General features: G+C 57.4%; 16 protein-coding genes. 9 read left to right on the plus strand and 7 right to left on the minus strand.

Going from position 1 to position 15,806, the window contains the following annotated elements; all coding sequences use genetic code 11:
* Positions 1 to 570: 570 nt before the first annotated feature.
* The 4 genes from ACJ8HT_RS19435 (at position 571) to ACJ8HT_RS19450 (ending at position 5,059) form a co-directional block, all read left to right on the plus strand.
* Positions 571 to 1,041, plus strand: coding sequence for a YhcH/YjgK/YiaL family protein (locus ACJ8HT_RS19435; RefSeq protein ID WP_194571746.1), 471 nt, complete (start codon positions 571 to 573; stop codon positions 1,039 to 1,041).
* 387 nt (positions 1,042 to 1,428) lie between these two features.
* Positions 1,429 to 2,016 carry a sugar dehydrogenase complex small subunit gene (locus ACJ8HT_RS19440; RefSeq protein ID WP_194571747.1) on the plus strand — a complete coding sequence of 196 codons (588 nt, stop codon included), beginning with the start codon at positions 1,429 to 1,431 and terminating at the stop codon, positions 2,014 to 2,016.
* Positions 2,013 to 3,665: a GMC family oxidoreductase gene (locus ACJ8HT_RS19445; protein ID WP_197653219.1), complete on the plus strand. Its 1,653-nt coding sequence runs from the start codon at positions 2,013 to 2,015 to the stop codon at positions 3,663 to 3,665. Before ACJ8HT_RS19440 ends, ACJ8HT_RS19445 begins: the two co-directional genes overlap by 4 nt.
* Positions 3,662 to 5,059: a c-type cytochrome gene (locus ACJ8HT_RS19450; protein ID WP_197653218.1), complete on the plus strand. Its 1,398-nt coding sequence runs from the start codon at positions 3,662 to 3,664 to the stop codon at positions 5,057 to 5,059. The genes ACJ8HT_RS19445 and ACJ8HT_RS19450 overlap by 4 nt, the downstream gene beginning before the upstream one ends.
* Before the next feature lie 120 nt (positions 5,060 to 5,179).
* Here the strand turns inward: ACJ8HT_RS19450 and ACJ8HT_RS19455 are convergent, their stop codons facing one another.
* The 3 genes from ACJ8HT_RS19455 to ACJ8HT_RS19465 form a co-directional block, all read right to left on the minus strand.
* A complete protein-coding gene (locus ACJ8HT_RS19455; RefSeq protein WP_197653251.1) occupies positions 5,180 to 6,172 on the minus strand; it encodes a substrate-binding domain-containing protein in 993 nt (330 codons plus the stop codon).
* A gap of 285 nt (positions 6,173 to 6,457) precedes the next feature.
* A complete protein-coding gene (locus tag ACJ8HT_RS19460) occupies positions 6,458 to 7,690 on the minus strand; it encodes a cysteine desulfurase-like protein (protein WP_197653217.1) in 1,233 nt (410 codons plus the stop codon).
* Positions 7,687 to 8,301, minus strand: a complete 615-nt coding sequence (locus ACJ8HT_RS19465; protein ID WP_228286177.1) for a 2OG-Fe dioxygenase family protein — start codon at positions 8,299 to 8,301, stop codon at positions 7,687 to 7,689. Before ACJ8HT_RS19465 ends, ACJ8HT_RS19460 begins: the two co-directional genes overlap by 4 nt.
* Before the next feature lie 388 nt (positions 8,302 to 8,689).
* Here ACJ8HT_RS19465 and ACJ8HT_RS19470 point away from each other — a divergent pair, with 388 nt between their 5' ends.
* The 3 genes from ACJ8HT_RS19470 to ACJ8HT_RS19480 all read left to right on the plus strand — a co-directional run bounded on the left by ACJ8HT_RS19470 (position 8,690) and on the right by ACJ8HT_RS19480 (position 10,304).
* A complete protein-coding gene (locus ACJ8HT_RS19470; RefSeq protein WP_049202183.1) occupies positions 8,690 to 9,166 on the plus strand; it encodes a hypothetical protein in 477 nt (158 codons plus the stop codon).
* 3 nt (positions 9,167 to 9,169) lie between these two features.
* A complete protein-coding gene (locus tag ACJ8HT_RS19475; protein ID WP_194571750.1) occupies positions 9,170 to 9,778 on the plus strand; it encodes an OmpA family protein in 609 nt (202 codons plus the stop codon).
* 76 nt (positions 9,779 to 9,854) lie between these two features.
* A complete protein-coding gene (locus tag ACJ8HT_RS19480) occupies positions 9,855 to 10,304 on the plus strand; it encodes a GNAT family N-acetyltransferase (protein WP_194571751.1) in 450 nt (149 codons plus the stop codon).
* A gap of 20 nt (positions 10,305 to 10,324) precedes the next feature.
* Here ACJ8HT_RS19480 and ACJ8HT_RS19485 read toward each other — a convergent pair whose 3' ends face one another.
* Positions 10,325 to 10,663, minus strand: coding sequence for a hypothetical protein (locus ACJ8HT_RS19485; RefSeq protein WP_049194795.1), 339 nt, complete (start codon positions 10,661 to 10,663; stop codon positions 10,325 to 10,327).
* Positions 10,664 to 10,798: 135 nt separating this feature from the next.
* The gene (locus ACJ8HT_RS19490) at positions 10,799 to 11,368 is read right to left on the minus strand and encodes an HdeD family acid-resistance protein (protein ID WP_033644791.1); all 570 of its coding nucleotides are present in this window, start codon (positions 11,366 to 11,368) and stop codon (positions 10,799 to 10,801) included.
* A 149-nt stretch (positions 11,369 to 11,517) separates the two neighbouring features.
* Between ACJ8HT_RS19490 and actS the strand changes: the two genes are divergently transcribed.
* Positions 11,518 to 12,273, plus strand: coding sequence for an amidase activator ActS (gene actS / locus ACJ8HT_RS19495; RefSeq protein ID WP_048234629.1), 756 nt, complete (start codon positions 11,518 to 11,520; stop codon positions 12,271 to 12,273).
* A 34-nt stretch (positions 12,274 to 12,307) separates the two neighbouring features.
* Here actS and ACJ8HT_RS19500 read toward each other — a convergent pair whose 3' ends face one another.
* Positions 12,308 to 13,165: an AraC family transcriptional regulator gene (locus ACJ8HT_RS19500; RefSeq protein WP_064290704.1), complete on the minus strand. Its 858-nt coding sequence runs from the start codon at positions 13,163 to 13,165 to the stop codon at positions 12,308 to 12,310.
* Between the two features lie 181 nt (positions 13,166 to 13,346).
* On the opposite strand from ACJ8HT_RS19500, the gene ACJ8HT_RS19505 reads away from it, so the two are divergent.
* The gene (locus ACJ8HT_RS19505) at positions 13,347 to 15,116 is read left to right on the plus strand and encodes an ABCB family ABC transporter ATP-binding protein/permease (RefSeq protein ID WP_197653250.1); all 1,770 of its coding nucleotides are present in this window, start codon (positions 13,347 to 13,349) and stop codon (positions 15,114 to 15,116) included.
* 15 nt (positions 15,117 to 15,131) lie between these two features.
* On the opposite strand, the gene betI is transcribed toward ACJ8HT_RS19505, so the two are convergent.
* Positions 15,132 to 15,728: a transcriptional regulator BetI gene (gene betI / locus ACJ8HT_RS19510; protein WP_049202176.1), complete on the minus strand. Its 597-nt coding sequence runs from the start codon at positions 15,726 to 15,728 to the stop codon at positions 15,132 to 15,134.
* Positions 15,729 to 15,806: the final 78 nt, after the last annotated feature.

Below are 15,806 nucleotides of genomic sequence, written 5' to 3' on the forward strand. Positions count from 1 at the left end.
GGGATATCCTGTATCAGACGTTTTTTTACCGCTTATTTTTGCGATCTACATCACGCCAAAGAGTGTTAAAAAAGCATGTTACTCCCGGCGTGATCTCGTGTGCAATTTCGGGGTTTCTGTCAGTTATTATCGGGCCAGATAATCCACTATGCCGGTAAGAGGAGAATGCGAGACCGATCGATTCAGGTGAGGAGGGTGAATACCCAGTGATTTTCTGCCGTGGATCACAGGATAAGTAACGTCGTTTCGTAACACTTAATTAAGTGACTTTTGTCACAGTTTTAAACGGTTAAAAACCGTGAGATAGGCCAGGACTTATTTCACCATGCCGAATAGTTTTTCAGATGGAGTTTACTCACAGTGGTGATGGGTTGTAAATATTAGAAAGCGAGAGGTTTGCATTGTTGCTTATTCATATTAATCGTGGCGACCGTAGAGCGGCCTCTTGAGAGTAAAAGGTTAATAAATAAATCTACTGCAATTATTTCTGGATTGCGTATTGCTATAAAACCACCCAGCTATTGTTCCTGTCGGTGAAGTGCTGCACCGATCTCTACCAGAGAAAATATCATGATTATTGATGCCTTAACCACTGCCGTAAATAATAGTTTCTATCCGGCGGCTATCCGAAAAATGCTGGCCAGCATTATTGAACGTGAGCCGTCCAATTTACCTATCGGCCACTATCAGGTACAGGGTAAACAGATGTTCTTTAACGTCGTTGAAGGGGAAACCAAACTATTGGCCGACCAGAAACCGGAGTTTCATCGCCAGTATCTGGATATCCATCTTGTTCTCGAAGGGAAAGAAGTGATTGGTGCCGGGGTCTTGGGGCTACCTCTGACTCTGAGTGAGCCGTTTAACGAGGCGCACGATCTTGGATTTAGCCCGGCGATCCCCGGTGAGACACTCATCCATCTGCAACCCGGTGAATTGGCCGTTATCTTCCCGGGGGAGCTGCACCGCCCGATGAGCACCTGCACAGCACCGGCAGCTCTGCGTAAAATTGTGGCGAAAATCGACGCTGCCCTGCTGACGTAGCAAGACGTTCAGCGGCGGGCCAGGGGGATGGTATCGCTACTTCAGGCAGCCCGGCGGAAAGCTTTGCTTATCCGCTGTCTGCACCCATTCCGAAGAATACGCCTTTCCCGTCAAAACCAATAGCCCCTGGCTGTTAAAGATTGCGTCGGGTTGAATAAATCTACGGCGGAAATCACGCCGAATTATTTACAGGCTTATTCGCTTCAGGTTCACAGTGCATCATTAATAACCGTGAGTTTACCTTTGTAGGCGATGTAGACAATCTCATAACGCCTTGATCTTTTAATGCGATTCCTCCCCATTGGCGCCATTTTTTATTTTTGTTTGCATGCGTTCTGATACATATTAAAAAAACTATATAAAAATAAAATTATTTCGGAGCTAACAATGTCGTTGCAAATCGTGCTTACCCGCAGGGAGGCGCTGGTAAAAATGGTGGGCGTAATCGTCGCCGCCAGCCTGTTGCCTTATTCAAATATAACCTATGCCGAACGGGCGCAAATTGCCGCTTCGCCCGTCGAATACGCACAATTTCTGCAAATTTCGAGGAAAATTACCGAGTTTGACGATTTGGACGTCACACTCTCCGCCCGTTATTTTTCTGCACTGCGCGAACATTTTCCGCAGTTGAACCCGCAGCTCAACGCCTTGTTCACTCTGAGCCAGCGAGCCGCCGATGCGGAAACCTTGAACCAATATGCGATTGAACATGGGCAGAGGGAGCTTATCCAAGCGATCGTGACCGCGTGGTATACCGGAACCGTAGATCCCTCAAACGCCGAGCATGGTCAGTTGATTGCTTATAAAGAGGCGCTGATGTATCGCACGGTCCAGGATGCCCTGATTGTACCGACCTGGTGCAATTTTGGCCCGCTGTGGTGGAGCGGCTTGCCGCCGGGCGTTAGCCGCCAACCTTCCATTCCCGCAACAGATTTGCCTGCCGTAGCCGATAAAAAATATGAGGACCGCGTGTGAAAAGCCCAATAATTAATGCTTCCGGCGATGCAAAGGCCGATGTCGTCATTGTCGGTTCCGGTATTGTGGGCGGTCTGATGGCGGATGCTTTGGTGAGCCAAGGCTACTCGGTGCTGGTACTTGAGGCTGGCCCGCGCATTGAGCGCGCTCAGGCGGTGGAAAACTGGCGCAATATGCCACTGCACAATCGTGCGGGGTCGGATTTTCAGGGGCTTTACCCGCAATCGGAGTATGCCACCGCGCCGCTCTATTTCCCGGAAAACGACTATATCAAACTGACTGGCCCCAATGGATCTGGCTTTAAACAGGGCTATTTGCGTGTGGTAGGGGGAACCACCTGGCACTGGGCCGCTTCTTGCTGGCGCAACCACCCCAATGATTTTCGCATGAAATCCCTCTATGGCGTGGGGAGAGACTGGCCTATTTCCTACGAAGACATCGAACCGTGGTACGCGAAAGCCGAAGAGGAGATAGGCGTTGCCGGCCCGAATAATCCGGAGTGGCAGTCCCCTGCGGAACGCAGCGGGCCTTACCCGATGGACATGGTGCCCTGGGCCTACGGCGACAGACGCATTGCTGAAATTGTTAATCCTCACGGTTTTAAATCGGTGCCCATTCCACAAGGCCGCAGCACCCGGCCCTGGAACGGACGGCCCACCTGCTGCGGCAATAACAATTGCCAGCCGATTTGCCCGATCGGGGCAATGTACAACGGCATTCACCACGTTGAACGGGCCGAACACAAGGGGGCGAAGGTGATCCCCGAGGCGGTGGTGTATAAAATAGACACCGATGACAATAACCGCGTCACCGCCGTTCACTGGTACGACACGGCGCACAACTCCCATCGGGCGATCGGTAAAACGTTCGTTCTGGCCTGCAACGGGATTGAGAACCCGCGTTTGCTGCTGCTGGCGGCCAACGAAAAGAACCCAAACGGCATCGCGAACAGTTCGGATCAGGTGGGGCGCAACATGATGGATCACTCTGGCCTGCACTGCTCCTTCCTGGCGCGAGAGGCCCTGTGGATTGGCCGCGGCCCGGCGCAGAGCAGCTGCATGGTGGGGTATCGTGACGGTGCGTTCCGCAGCGACCACTCCGCCAACAAGATCATCGTCAACAACATCAACCGGGTGATCCCCTCCGCCCTTGAAGTACTGAAAACGGGCAAGGTCGGCAAGGCGCTGCAGGATGAAGTGCGCGATCGCGCCAGCCGTTCGGTGGATCTTTCCATCAGCCTGGAACCGCTGCCGGATCCGAACAACCGTCTTACCCTGAGCCCCACCCGTAAAGACAAGCATGGCCTGGCCTGCCCGGACATCCACTACGACGTCGGCGATTACGTGCGCAAAGGGCTGGACGTGGTCAAAACCCAGCTACGGCAGATTGGCGACTTGTTTGATGCGCAAGAGTTTGTGATTAACGACAAGCTGAATGCCAACAACCACATTATGGGTGGCACGATCATGGGTAGCGACCCCACGAACTCGGTGGTGAACGGTAATTGCCGCGCCCACGATCACGACAACCTTTGGATCCCGGGTGGAGGCGCCATGGTTTCAGCCAGCGTTGTCAACACCACGTTGACAATGGCGGCTCTTGGACTCAAGGCGGCCAATGACGTACTTCGAGCCCTGGAGAGCAAATGAATAAAATCACCCACTCGCTGGCTGCGACGCTGCTGCTGGGAAGCGGTTTTGCGGCGCATGCCCAGGACGGCGATCTGATCGCTAAAGGGCAAGCGCTGGCTATCGCCTCTGACTGCATGGCCTGCCATACGAATACGCAGCAGCAGGGCAAGCCTTTTGCCGGAGGGTACGGCATTGCTTCCCCCATGGGCACTATCTACGCCACCAACATTACCCCATCGGTAAAATACGGCATCGGCGGCTATTCCGAAGCGGCGTTTGCCGACGTTCTGCGCTCAGGGATCCGTAAAGATGGGTCGTATCTCTATCCGGCAATGCCCTACACCGCCTACACTCGTCTGAGTGATGACGAGATCCACGCGCTGTATACCTATTTCATGCATGGCGTTGCCCCGGTCGATGAGCCCGCCAAGCACCAAACCGATCTGCCGTTTCCGTTCAACATCCGCCTCTCCATGGCGGTATGGAACATGCTTTACTTGGACAATCGCCGCTTCACCCCAGATCTGACGAAAGGTGAGGCGTGGAACGAAGGGGCTGCGTTGGTGCAGGGGCCGGCTCACTGCGGAACCTGTCATACGCCGCGTAATATGCTGATGGCGGAAGACAATTCGCGCTTCCTGATGGGGGCATCGTTGGGCTCTTGGTACGCACCGAATATCACTGCCGATCGCCAGGAAGGGATCGGCAACTGGAGCGAGAAGGAGCTGGTGGACTACCTGAAAACCGGTCGGGCGGAAGGGCGCGCGCAAGCTGCGGGGCCAATGGCGGAAGCCGTTGAGCACAGCTTCCAATACCTGACCGACCGGCAGCTGCAGGCGATTGCCACTTACCTGAAGACCGTGCCGTCACAGGGCGACGAGCGTCAGGGCAATAGCCTTAGTCAGGCGCACTACAACGTTGAGCACCATCTCCGCGGCATGAACTCGCCCAATGCCAACCACACGCTCAATAGCGGCGAGGCGCTCTACAGCGGCTACTGCGCCAGTTGCCATCAGCCGGACGGCAGCGGCAGTTTGAACCAGGCCTACCCTTCGTTATTCAACAACTCCACCACGGCCGCGAGCAATCCTGCAAACCTGATTGCCGCCATTTTGCAGGGGGTTGATCGCCGGGTCGACGGCAAGCACGTACTGATGCCGAGCTTTGGCGCCGGTTCCTATGTCGGGGAGCTGACGGATAAGCAGGTTGCCGATATCGCTAACTTCGTGCTGCAAAAATACGGCAACAGCACGCTGAGCGTAACCGAGGCCGACGTGAGTGAAGTTCGCGCCGGGGGGCCGAAACCGCTGTTGGCGCGTGCGCAGCCGATGATTCTGCCTGGCATGGCGACCGCGGCGGTCATCGTTATTCTGCTGATCTTATTCTGGCTCCGGCGCCGCAAGGCACGCTAAGGGGGCGTTCGGTCAGGTGGGTGGCGCCATCTGGCCGAATCTTGGCCGGGATAGCGAGTGATGTTCTTTTGACGAGGCGGGCAGTTATGGCCAGTGATGAAGTCACTGGCATGGGGCAAGCTATATGGTCTCCCCCATTGACAGGCGGAAGTGGAGATCGACACGTTCAATGGTCGGTAGCCCTTTAATTTTTTTTATTATGATTTCTGTCGCCACTTTCCCCATCTCATACCGTGGCGTCAGTACGCTGGCTAACCGGGGGGTAATGATCTGCCCGATCTCAAGGCCGTGAAATCCGGCAATGGCAATTTGCGCTGGAACGCTGATACCCTTTGCCAGGCATTCCTGCAGCACTCCCACGGCCAGATCGTCGTTGGTACAGAGAATACCGTCCATATCCGGATACATCTGGCTTGCAAGCGTCATCATGCCTGTCCCAATCGAAATGGAAGAGACCTTATTGGGGGAAATACGGCCGGTAGGTAAATCATGGCTAGCCATTGCCTGACAGTATCCCGTGTAACGCTGTTCATCGCGGATATCAGACATTGAACCAAAATAGATAATGCGTTTTTTACCGCTGGCCAGCAACATGGTGGTCATATCGTAGCCGGCTTTCACATTATCAAAACCCACGTTAATTCGATCAGTGTTGCCTGACAGCCCCATGATTTCAGCCACGGGTATTTTTGCCGCCTTCAGGAATTTTTCCGCCCGCAGACTATGGACCGACTCGGTCAGCAGCAGCCCTTTGATCTTAAAAGCCAGGATCGCGGCAATTTGCTCCTCCTCGCGTTTGCTGTTGTAGTCATAATTCACGACCAGCGTTTGATAGCCATGTACTGACGTTACGGATTCAATGCCGGCGAGGACATCAGCAAATATCAGATTGTTAAAAGAAGGAACCAGAACGCCGATGAGGGGAGGGCTATTGGAATAGAGGGCTGGATTGTCAGGATCGGCCCGATAGCCGACTTCCTCGATCACGGCGGCGATGCGTTCAGCGGTTTCTGGTTTAACCCTGTCCGGCGTGCGCAGATAGCGACTGACCGTCATTTTGGTTACACCAGCCAGTACAGCAATGTCATTTAACGTAATTCGCTGCGACTTCACCATTCATACTCATCTGACCCAGACCGTATTTGTCATTATGCCCACTGCTGAGTCAAAAGAGAATGCGTGCAATTGCGCTGCCTCAGCCGTATCCGGTGACAACCGCACGATGCGCCGATTCCGGTCTCTTTTTCCGTTCCGGCATTAATATGTTCGTTATCCCCGCATTGAGTTACGGTGTGAAAGAAAGGCACGTATCTGTGCGCCGTGGACTCTCCTGAAAGAAAAGGCCGGCAGCTTGCCTTTTCGGCCCGCCCAATAACGTGAACGGGCCGATATGGCGGACTAGCTGAGGATATCTTCGGCGATCACCTTGAACAGCGTATCGATCTCGTCCAGGGTGTTGTAGTGCATCATGCCGATGCGCAGTACGCCGCCGTCCTGCAACCCCAACTGTTTCACCAAACCCAATGCATAGAAATGCCCGCTGCCCGCGCAGATGTTGTGCTGCCCCAGACGGCGGGCGATAGCGTCTGGCGTATGGCCGCTGAAGGTCAGGGCGAAAGTCGGCGTGCGGCGTGCGCTGTCCGCCAAAGGGTTGCCATATAACCGGACGCCGTCGAGTTGCTGCAGCCGTTGCAAAAAGTGGCGGCACAGCGCCTCTTCATGCCGGTGGTAGGCGGCGAAGCTCTCCTGCAAACGCTCCCTCAACGGCGCGCCCGGCGCCCCCCACTGCGCCAGATAGTCGATCGCCGCCGCGACGCCGGCCAGCGCTTCGAAGCTCTGCGTGCCGGTCTCGAAACGGCCGGGGCCGATATCGGTGGCTGGCTCGACCTTGTACGGCCGCAGGCGTTGCAGCCACTGCGGCGCGATGTAGGCCATACCGACGTGCGGGCCAAAGAACTTGTAGGCGGAGCACACCAGGAAATCACAGCCTAACGCCTGCACGTCGATCAGGTTGTGCGGCGCGTAGTGCACGGCGTCGACATACACCTGCGCGCCGACTCGATGCGCGGCTTCGACGATGGTTTTGATATCGACGATGCTGCCGGTGACATTGGAGGCGTAGCTGACCGCCACCAGGCGGGTATGGGCGTTGATGCGTTCACACACCTTCGCCGCATCCAATGCGCAGTCGGCGCTTTCCAGCGGTATCTGGTGCACCACGGCCCCTTTATCGGCGGCGGCCTGCTGCCAACTGGAGACGTTGGCGTAGTGATCCAATGCGGTGACGATGACCTCATCGCCGGCCTGCCAGTCGCGGCTGATGATGCGGCTGAGATGGAAAGTCAGCGTGGTCATGTTCATGCCGAAGACGATATTGTCGGGCGACGGCGCATTTAATAGGGCGCGCACCGATTCCCGCGCCTGGCCCATCACCTCGCCGGTGACTCGGCTGGAGAAGTAGTGGCCGCCCAGGTTGGCGTTGTATTTCCCCAGGTAGTCCGTCATTTTTTCCAGCACGCCGCGTGAAACCTGTGCGCCGCCGGGGCCGTCGAAAAAGATCGCCGGTTTGCCGTCGATGTGCTGAGACAGAGCGCTGAATTGGCGTCGGGCGAGTTCGGGCGTAAAGATCATGCTTTCCCTCCCCGCGCGGTGAGGACGAAGAGATCTAAATGGCCTTCTTCTGCTGGGCTCACGGCGTTGATAGGCGTGGCGTTGTGCCACAGTTTGCTGTCCGCCAGCAACACGGCTTCACCGTCCGCCAGCGCTTTTTTAAAGAAAGGATCGTGGTGGCTGTCGTCGTACAGCATGATTTCACCGCCGACGATATTGTGCCGGTGAATGGCGATCATCGCGATATGGTCGAAACCGTCCTGGTGAATGCCTTCCGGCGCCACCTGGGTATCTTTCTCGATGGCGACCACGCGCATCTGGTGGATCTCTATCTCGGCGCCTTCCGGCAGTTCGTTGCTTTCGGCAAACAGGTTGCACATTTCCGCCATGCCGGCGCTCTGCAGCACGGCGCTGTCGATGGGTTCGAAGCGGCGCACCACGTTGCCCTGGAAGTGGTTGATCTGATCGGACTGCATGAAGGTGCGCGGCCCCACTTCGGCGACGTTAGGGTTGAGGTATTTGACGACCGAATAACGGCGCAGGCGATATTTGCCGTCGGCGTGTTGCGTGTGGGGCAAGGAGGAAAATGAAGGCATCAGTTGTCGGGTGGCTTGCGGGCTTAGCACAGTCATACTTATTACGTTTTCGTGTTTCTGTAACATAATCACCTCTAATAATAATAATTTCTGATGTTGTAGGGGGTAATTCGATTGAATTGTAGACGACTCTATAACCAACGCAATTTGGCGGCAGCAAGGTGTGACGGCGGTCGTAAAGTGGGGTGAACAGCAGATAGGATGAGCAGAAGGGAATGCCGGTATGAAGCGGGTCATTCAGCAAAATAAGCGCTAACGGGTGAGAATGCATGCGGAAGTATAACGTGACCAAGGTTACGCTTTCAGGGATAACTCTCATGAATATGGGGGGCTTTACTATAATTCCGGGACAGAGTGACCGCAGCGGAATTGGCAGATTATTGAAAGAACAATCTTCAATTCCCCCTGAATAAGGACTCCAGTCATGCAGCATGTCAGAAAATTCGTCATTTCCTGTCTGTTTGCTTCGATAATGCTCCCCGGCATGGCGTTCGCGGAGGATGCTCCCGTGACACCGTTGGCTACCGGGATCGTCAGCAGCGGGGTGGCCGAAGCGCAAGTGACCGAGGCCGTGCGCCACGGTGAAATCCTGACCATCAAGGTGCGTTTCAAAGGGTTGAAAGACAACCTTAACGGGCAAGGCTTGTACAGCAGTCTCGATAAAAGCAGTCTTGAGAAATCCTTCTATCTTCTGGTGGGTAATAAAAAATACCTGCTGCTTACCGATAGCAATAATGTCCCATTGACCTCTCCCAGCGTGTCATTCAGCTCAAGTTCAGGCATTCCCTATGTCGCCACCTGGTTTGGCAGCTTCCCTGCACCTCCGCCTGACGTGAAGGAGGTGTACCTGACGATCGCCAACGTCGAGCCGCTCGGGCCGATAGCCATTACGGATCGTTGAGCGATGAACGGCCTCAGGAAAGCCGCCTGCGTGGGCGGGGTGCTAGCCCTTGGGCTGGTGTCATTCGGTTCATGGGCTGACAGCGGAGAGCCGGCATCGGTAGGGAAACCGGTGATACTCGATCTCAAGGCTACCCGGCTGGATTTGGTGGGGTTGCCCTCGGGGCTGAATGCCGGCGTCCTTGATCTGCAGAGTAAGGCCGCGGATCTGGCTAAACAATCCGCCGACATTTCCGTCAGAAACAGCAAAAATGCCGTCACGTTATCGATGCGCAGCGATGTGCTGTTCGCCTTCGACAGCGATGCGATTGCCGCTAAAGCGGAGCCTGCGCTGCAACAGGTGGCGCAATTTATCGCTGCCGAACCGGTAGGGAAGGTGGTGATCGAGGGGCATACCGATGCGGTGGGCAGCGATAAATATAATCAGGATCTGTCGCTGCGACGTGCGCGTGCGGTGGCTGCCTGGCTGATCGCGCATGGCGTAGAGAAATCTCGCCTCAGTGAGCGGGGAAAAGGTGAGGTTGAGCCGGTGGCTTCCAACGACACGCCCACGGGCCGGGCCAAGAATCGACGGGTTGATTTTGTGTTGCCGAAAACCGCTGCTGCCGATTAACATCGCGCCGGCGGCCGTTCCCTCCGCCAGTCGCTTTTAAGCAGGCTCCTCCCGCTTACCCCACCGAGATGTTGTTATGATTGAAATACGCGAGATTAACCGCGACAACCTGTTTGACGTGTGCGAACTGACGTCGAATCAAGACGGTGTTGGCACCGTGTTTGAGGCATTTATTTGCTGTAACGCCATCTCCATTTCCGAGGCGGCGTTTTTTCCTGAATGCCAGCCCCGCGCGCTTTACCGCGACGGCGAACTCATCGGTTTTTTCATGTACAAGCGCTGGCCGCATAACCCGCATGAGGCCGAGCTGTGCCGCTATATGCTTGACCATAAGTTTATGGGGCAGGGATTGGGGCGTGAGAGCTTCGCCGCGATACTCGCGCACTTCAGGCTGCAGGGCGTAGAGCAGGTGACGTTAATGATTGATGAGCATAATCTCGTCGCCAAAAGCCTGTATCTCGCCTACGGTTTTCGCTTTACCGGCAAGATTGAAAAGGAAGAGCATTACTACAGCCTGGCGCTTTAGCGGCCCCGACAAAGGCGGGGTCAGAACGTCTCGAAATACAGCTCGCGCAACAGCCACGATATTTCATTGTTGGTGCGATTAAGCGTCTCGATTCGGCGAACCCCTTTCGCTTCGGCGCGCAGATCGAGCAGCAAGTTGCGAATCTGCTGGAATAACGGGGTTTGCGGGCTGGGTTTGGCTAACTGTTGCCCGCACAGTTTGATACCGGCGTCGCAGCCGGTGGCGATGTCCGTCAGGCAGCATGGGCAGGTGGTTTTTTGGCGTGCCATATTGCGGCATTGTTGCCCGATTACCTGATTGAAGTGGCGTAATTGCAGGCAGACTTCCCGCGAGTTTAACGGGTTGGAATGGGTTGTCATCGGTTTCAGCTCCCTTGTCTGCGCCTATATTGGCACTTACCGATGAAGATAACCACGGACAAGCAGAGGGGGTATCGCCTTGTTTTGTCTGGAAACAACGAAAACGATGAGGCCCGCGGCGGCGGGCCGGTAGCGTCAGGCGCGTTTAAACAGATTCGCCGCCTGGAACAGCGCAAAGGAACTGACCAGCATCTCGATGCCGACGATCGCCGTCACCAGCGTGACCGACGCCGCCGGGCCTGAGCCGATCAGCATCCAGGCGATGATCAAATCGAGTACGCCGATGACGAACTGCAGCCAGTTGCCCGGCAGCCCACGGCGCATGTAGCCCGCCGCCAGGCGCGCAATGCCGCCGAGCGCGAACAGCACGGCGAGGTACACCGCCAGCGCCAGAATGCCCGCCAGCGGGCTGGTGATGAACACATAGCCGATAATCAGGTAGGCCACGCCCAGCAGAATGCCGCCGATCATCGGCCAGGTATTCTGCGCCCGGTTAGCGATCATGGCGATAATCAGCCCGGCGCCGCTCAACAGCAGCAGGATGCCGACCACGATGCTCAGCGCTGCGCCGGAGGCGAAAGGATTGACCAGGCACAGTATGCCGCCCGCCAGCAGCAGGAAGGCGATGATCAAAAGGGTGGTGCGTTGCTTTTTGAGCAGTTCTTCGCTCAGGAGGGGCAGATTATTGCGGTCGAGGTTCAACATGACAGTACTCCATTTCGTCGTTGGGTAATTAATCAGTCATCCTTACCTGTTTAGCATAGACCGTCTGGGGGTTTTTGACTGACCCGGCGCAAATGTTACACTGTGCGGCTGACGCGTATCAGAACCGAAACGACGACTGAGGACTGGATTTGAGCACAGGAAGCAAATGGGCTGGGTGGCGCCGCATCGCGGTGTGTCTGACATTGGGGCTGTTGTTGGCCGGGTGTTCGGGTAAAAACACCTACAACCGCGACTACGACAAACTGCCGAAGGGCAGCTACACCGGCAAGTCCTACACCGTCAAACGGGGCGATACGCTGTACTACATTGCCTGGATCACCGACAGCGAAGTCAGCGATCTGGCCAGAATCAACAAGATACGCCCGCCTTATAGCCTGGAAGTGGGGCAGAAACTGCGGCTGAGCGGCAGCGCACCGACCAAAACCGCCGCCACGCGCCGTAAAACTTCCTCTTCTTCCGCCGCGATCGCCAAGCAAACGCCGCCGCCGGGCGCTGCCCGCTGTTGGCGTTGGCCGACCAGCGGTCGGATCGTGCAGGCCTACTCCAATTCAGATGGCGGCAACAAGGGCATCGACATCGCCGGCAAACGCGGCCAGCCGATCTACGCTTCCGCCAAGGGCAAAGTGGTGTACGTCGGCAACCAGCTACGCGGCTACGGCAACCTGATCATGATTAAGCACGGCGAAGACTTTATTACCGCTTATGCGCACAACGACACCACGCTGGTGCGCAACGGCCAGGATGTGAAGGCGGGGCAGAAGATCGGCACCATGGGCAGCACCGGCACCGATTCGGTGTTCCTGCACTTCCAGATCCGCTACCGCGCGACCGCGCTCGATCCGCAGCGTTATCTGCCGCCGCAAGGTTCGTCGCCGTCCTGTTAACGTCAATCTGGCTCCTTGCGGAGCCAGATGTCAGTTATTTCAGCGGCAGGTAAAGATCGGTCACCAGTTCATATTCCGCCACTTCGTGCACGAAGTTGTGGTAGTGGAAGTAGAGCGGAAAATCGCGCAGCTCCTCGCCGCTGGCCGGCAACCACTCGCGGTACAGATAATGGGCACTGTCCGAGAGCCCATCCAGCGAGCCGTGATGGCGCAGCACCGCGCAGCGCCCGGCCGGCAGCGTGCTGTTCACCACGCCGAAGGCATTGTCCTCGGGGATCGGCGCCGTAACCTCGCCGCAAATGAAGAAGCGGAAGTCCTGCGCTTCGGTGGTGACCGGATCGTGCGGTGCGATGCCGAAAGTGCGGCTGCTTCTGACCGGCGACAGGCCGCTGGTCTTGCGCCACTCGATAAAGCGCGCGGCGGTTTCGTTGACCAGCGCGGACGGGCCGCGATGTTCGATCATCGCCACCGGCGTGGCCGGGAAGTCGACAATGTCTACCTTCATGGGTTGTTTCCTTTTGTGTTTCGGCTCGGGAAAGCGCTGCTGCCAATCGATCCAGGCCGGCCGTTTGCGAAACTGGCTTGGCGTTTGGCTGAACGCCTGTTTGAAGGCGCGGCTGAAGGACTCCGGGTTTTGAAAACCGGCGTCCAGCGCGATGTCAATCACCGGCTCCAGCGGGTTATACGCCAGGCGGTACGAGGCGCGTTTGAGCCTCATCCACTGGATATAACGCCACACCGAGATGCCGCAATACGCGCTAAACTGGCGTTGAAAGTGAAAGCGCGAAAAGTGGGCCACTTCGCTCAGTTTTTCGACGGTGAGCGCCTCGTCCAGGTGGCGGTCGATATAGTCAAAGACCTGCGCAAAGCGCTTTGCATACGTCTGGGTCATGTGATTGTCTCCTCCATGCCTGAACTTTGCCCGAGCCGCCGCCGCTTCTCCTGACGGATGATGCTGAGTTGCCGCCGCAGGACAACGGGATGGCTGCGGCGTTCGCCGCCGGCCAGGCCAAACTCATAACCCCCGCGCGGCTGTGCGCCGCGATCCCGACCAAGAAGATGAATATTACATGATGGATCGTTCCCGTTTGCTGAAATTCCTGCTGCCCTACCTGTGGCCGAAAGACAACCCGCGCCTGCGGGGGTATCTGGTGGTGGCCTTCGTGTTCATGGTGGCGGCCAAGGTCAGCACCACGCTGGTGCCGCTGGCCTACAAAGCGATGGTCGATGCGCTGAGCGGCGAGACGGCGAAAATGCTGGCGGTGCCGCTGGGGCTGATCGTCGCCTACGGCGTGGCGCGGGTGGGCGGCGCGCTGTTTGAGGAGCTGCGCAACGTGATGTTTATCCACGTCAGCCAGAACGCCACGCGCCTGCTGGGCGTGCGGGTGTTTCGCCAGCTGCATGCGCTGAGCCTGCGCTTCCATCTGGAGCGCCAGACCGGCGGGCTGTCGTTGTCCATTGAGCGCGGCACCCAGGCGGTGGCCACGGTGCTGTCGCGGCTGCTGTTCTCCATCGTGCCGATCCTGTTCGAGCTCTCGCTGGTCACGGCGATCATGTGGCACATGCTGAACGGCTGGTTCGCGTTGGCGATCCTGACGACGGTCGGCTGCTACATCCTGTTTACCGTGCTGGCGGTCAGCTGGCGCACCCGCTTTCGCCGCGAGCTCAACAAAGCCAACGCCGACGCCAACAGCAAATCCATCGATAGCCTGCTGAACTATGAGACCGTGAAGTACTTCGGCAATGAAGAGTTCGAGGCCGAGCGTTTCGACCTGTCGCGCCGGCTGTACGAATACGCTGCCATCAAGAACCAATTCAGTTTTACGGCGATCAACCTGGGGCAAACCGCCATTATCTCGATCGGGCTGATCGTGATGATGGCCATGGCGGCGCAGGGCATTACGCAGGGGACGATGACGGTCGGCGACTTCGTGCTGGTCAACGCCTACCTGCTGCAGCTGTATCAGCCGCTGAACTTCTTCGGCTTTATTTATTCCGAGGTGCGCCAGGCGCTGATCGACATGGAGAACATGTTCGATCTGCTGCAGGAAAAGCGTGAAATCGTCGATAGCCCGAATGCGCAGCCGCTGCGCCTCGATCGCGGCGAAGTGCGGTTCGATGCGGTCAGCTTCGGTTACGACACGCGCCGGCCGATCCTCAAGCAGGTGAGTTTTACCATTCCGGCGGGCCACACGGTGGCAGTGGTCGGCGCCTCCGGCGCGGGCAAGTCCACGCTGTCGCGCCTGCTGTTCCGCTTCTACGACGTGCAGAGCGGCGCCATTACCCTCGACGGCCAGAACATTCGCCAACTGACCCAGGCCAGCCTGCGGCAGGCGATCGGCATCGTGCCGCAGGATACGGTGCTGTTCAACGATACGCTGCGCTACAACATCGGCTACGGCAAGACCGGCTCCAGCGATGAAGAAATCGAGCGGGCGGCGCGGCTGGCGCATATCCATGACTTTATCGTCGGTCTGCCCGACGGTTACGACACCCGGGTGGGCGAGCGCGGGCTGAAGCTGTCGGGCGGTGAAAAGCAGCGGGTGGCGATCGCGCGCACCATTTTGAAAAATCCGGCCATCCTGGTGTTCGACGAGGCGACCAGCGCGTTGGATACCCAGACCGAACGCGAAATCCAGGGGCACCTGCGCGAGGTGAGCCGCAACCACACCACGCTGGTGATCGCCCACCGGCTCTCCACCGTGGTGGACGCCGATGAGATCATCGTGCTGGAGGCGGGGGAGATCGTCGAGCGCGGGGGGCACGAGGCGCTGCTGGCCGCGAACGGCCGCTACGCCGCGATGTGGCAAACCCAGTACAGCGAAGAGCAGGAGTCACACTGACGGAGCCGTTCACGTTCATCCCCGAGGCTGAGTGGCATTGAGCCGCTGCGCCACGTAGTCGCAGGCGATGCGGCAGTCCTGCTTCAGGTCGGTCTCATCGCCGGCCAGGCTGCCGCGCAGCCAGAGCCCATCGATCATTGCCGCCAGCCCGCGTGCGGCATCACGCGCCTGGCGTAACGGCAGCTCGCGGCGAAACTGATAGCAAATATTGGAATAGAGCCGCCTGTCGTTGGCGCGCTGCAGGCGGCGCAGCACCGGCTGGTGCATACTGGCTGCCCAGAAGTCGAGCCAGGCACGCATGGACACGGCGTTGGTTTGGCTGGGGTGGAAGTTGCCCTGAATAATGGCGAACAGCTGTGACTGGCTGTCGCTCGCCGCCTGCGCGCGGCACTCGGCCACCGCATCGCGCAGATCGCGCAGGATTTTGCGCATGGTGGCGCTCAGCAACCCCTCTTTATCACCAAAATAGTGGCTGACGATGCCGGTCGACAGCCCGGCTTCTTTCGCCACCTGAGACAGGGTGACGCCGGCCAGCCCGACGACGTTAATGGTCTCGAAGGCGGCGTTAATCAGCTGCTCCTTACGCTGCTCCGGAATATCTCTGCGGTACATATTTTCCCCAACTGATAGGCCAATCACACTTTGGATTTGATTGATTGAACGGTCAATCAATACTCTATATGCTGCAAA

Origin of the sequence: Serratia sp. CY44782 (assembly GCF_052168715.1) — a bacterium.
Taxonomy (GTDB): domain Bacteria; phylum Pseudomonadota; class Gammaproteobacteria; order Enterobacterales; family Enterobacteriaceae; genus Serratia; species Serratia nevei.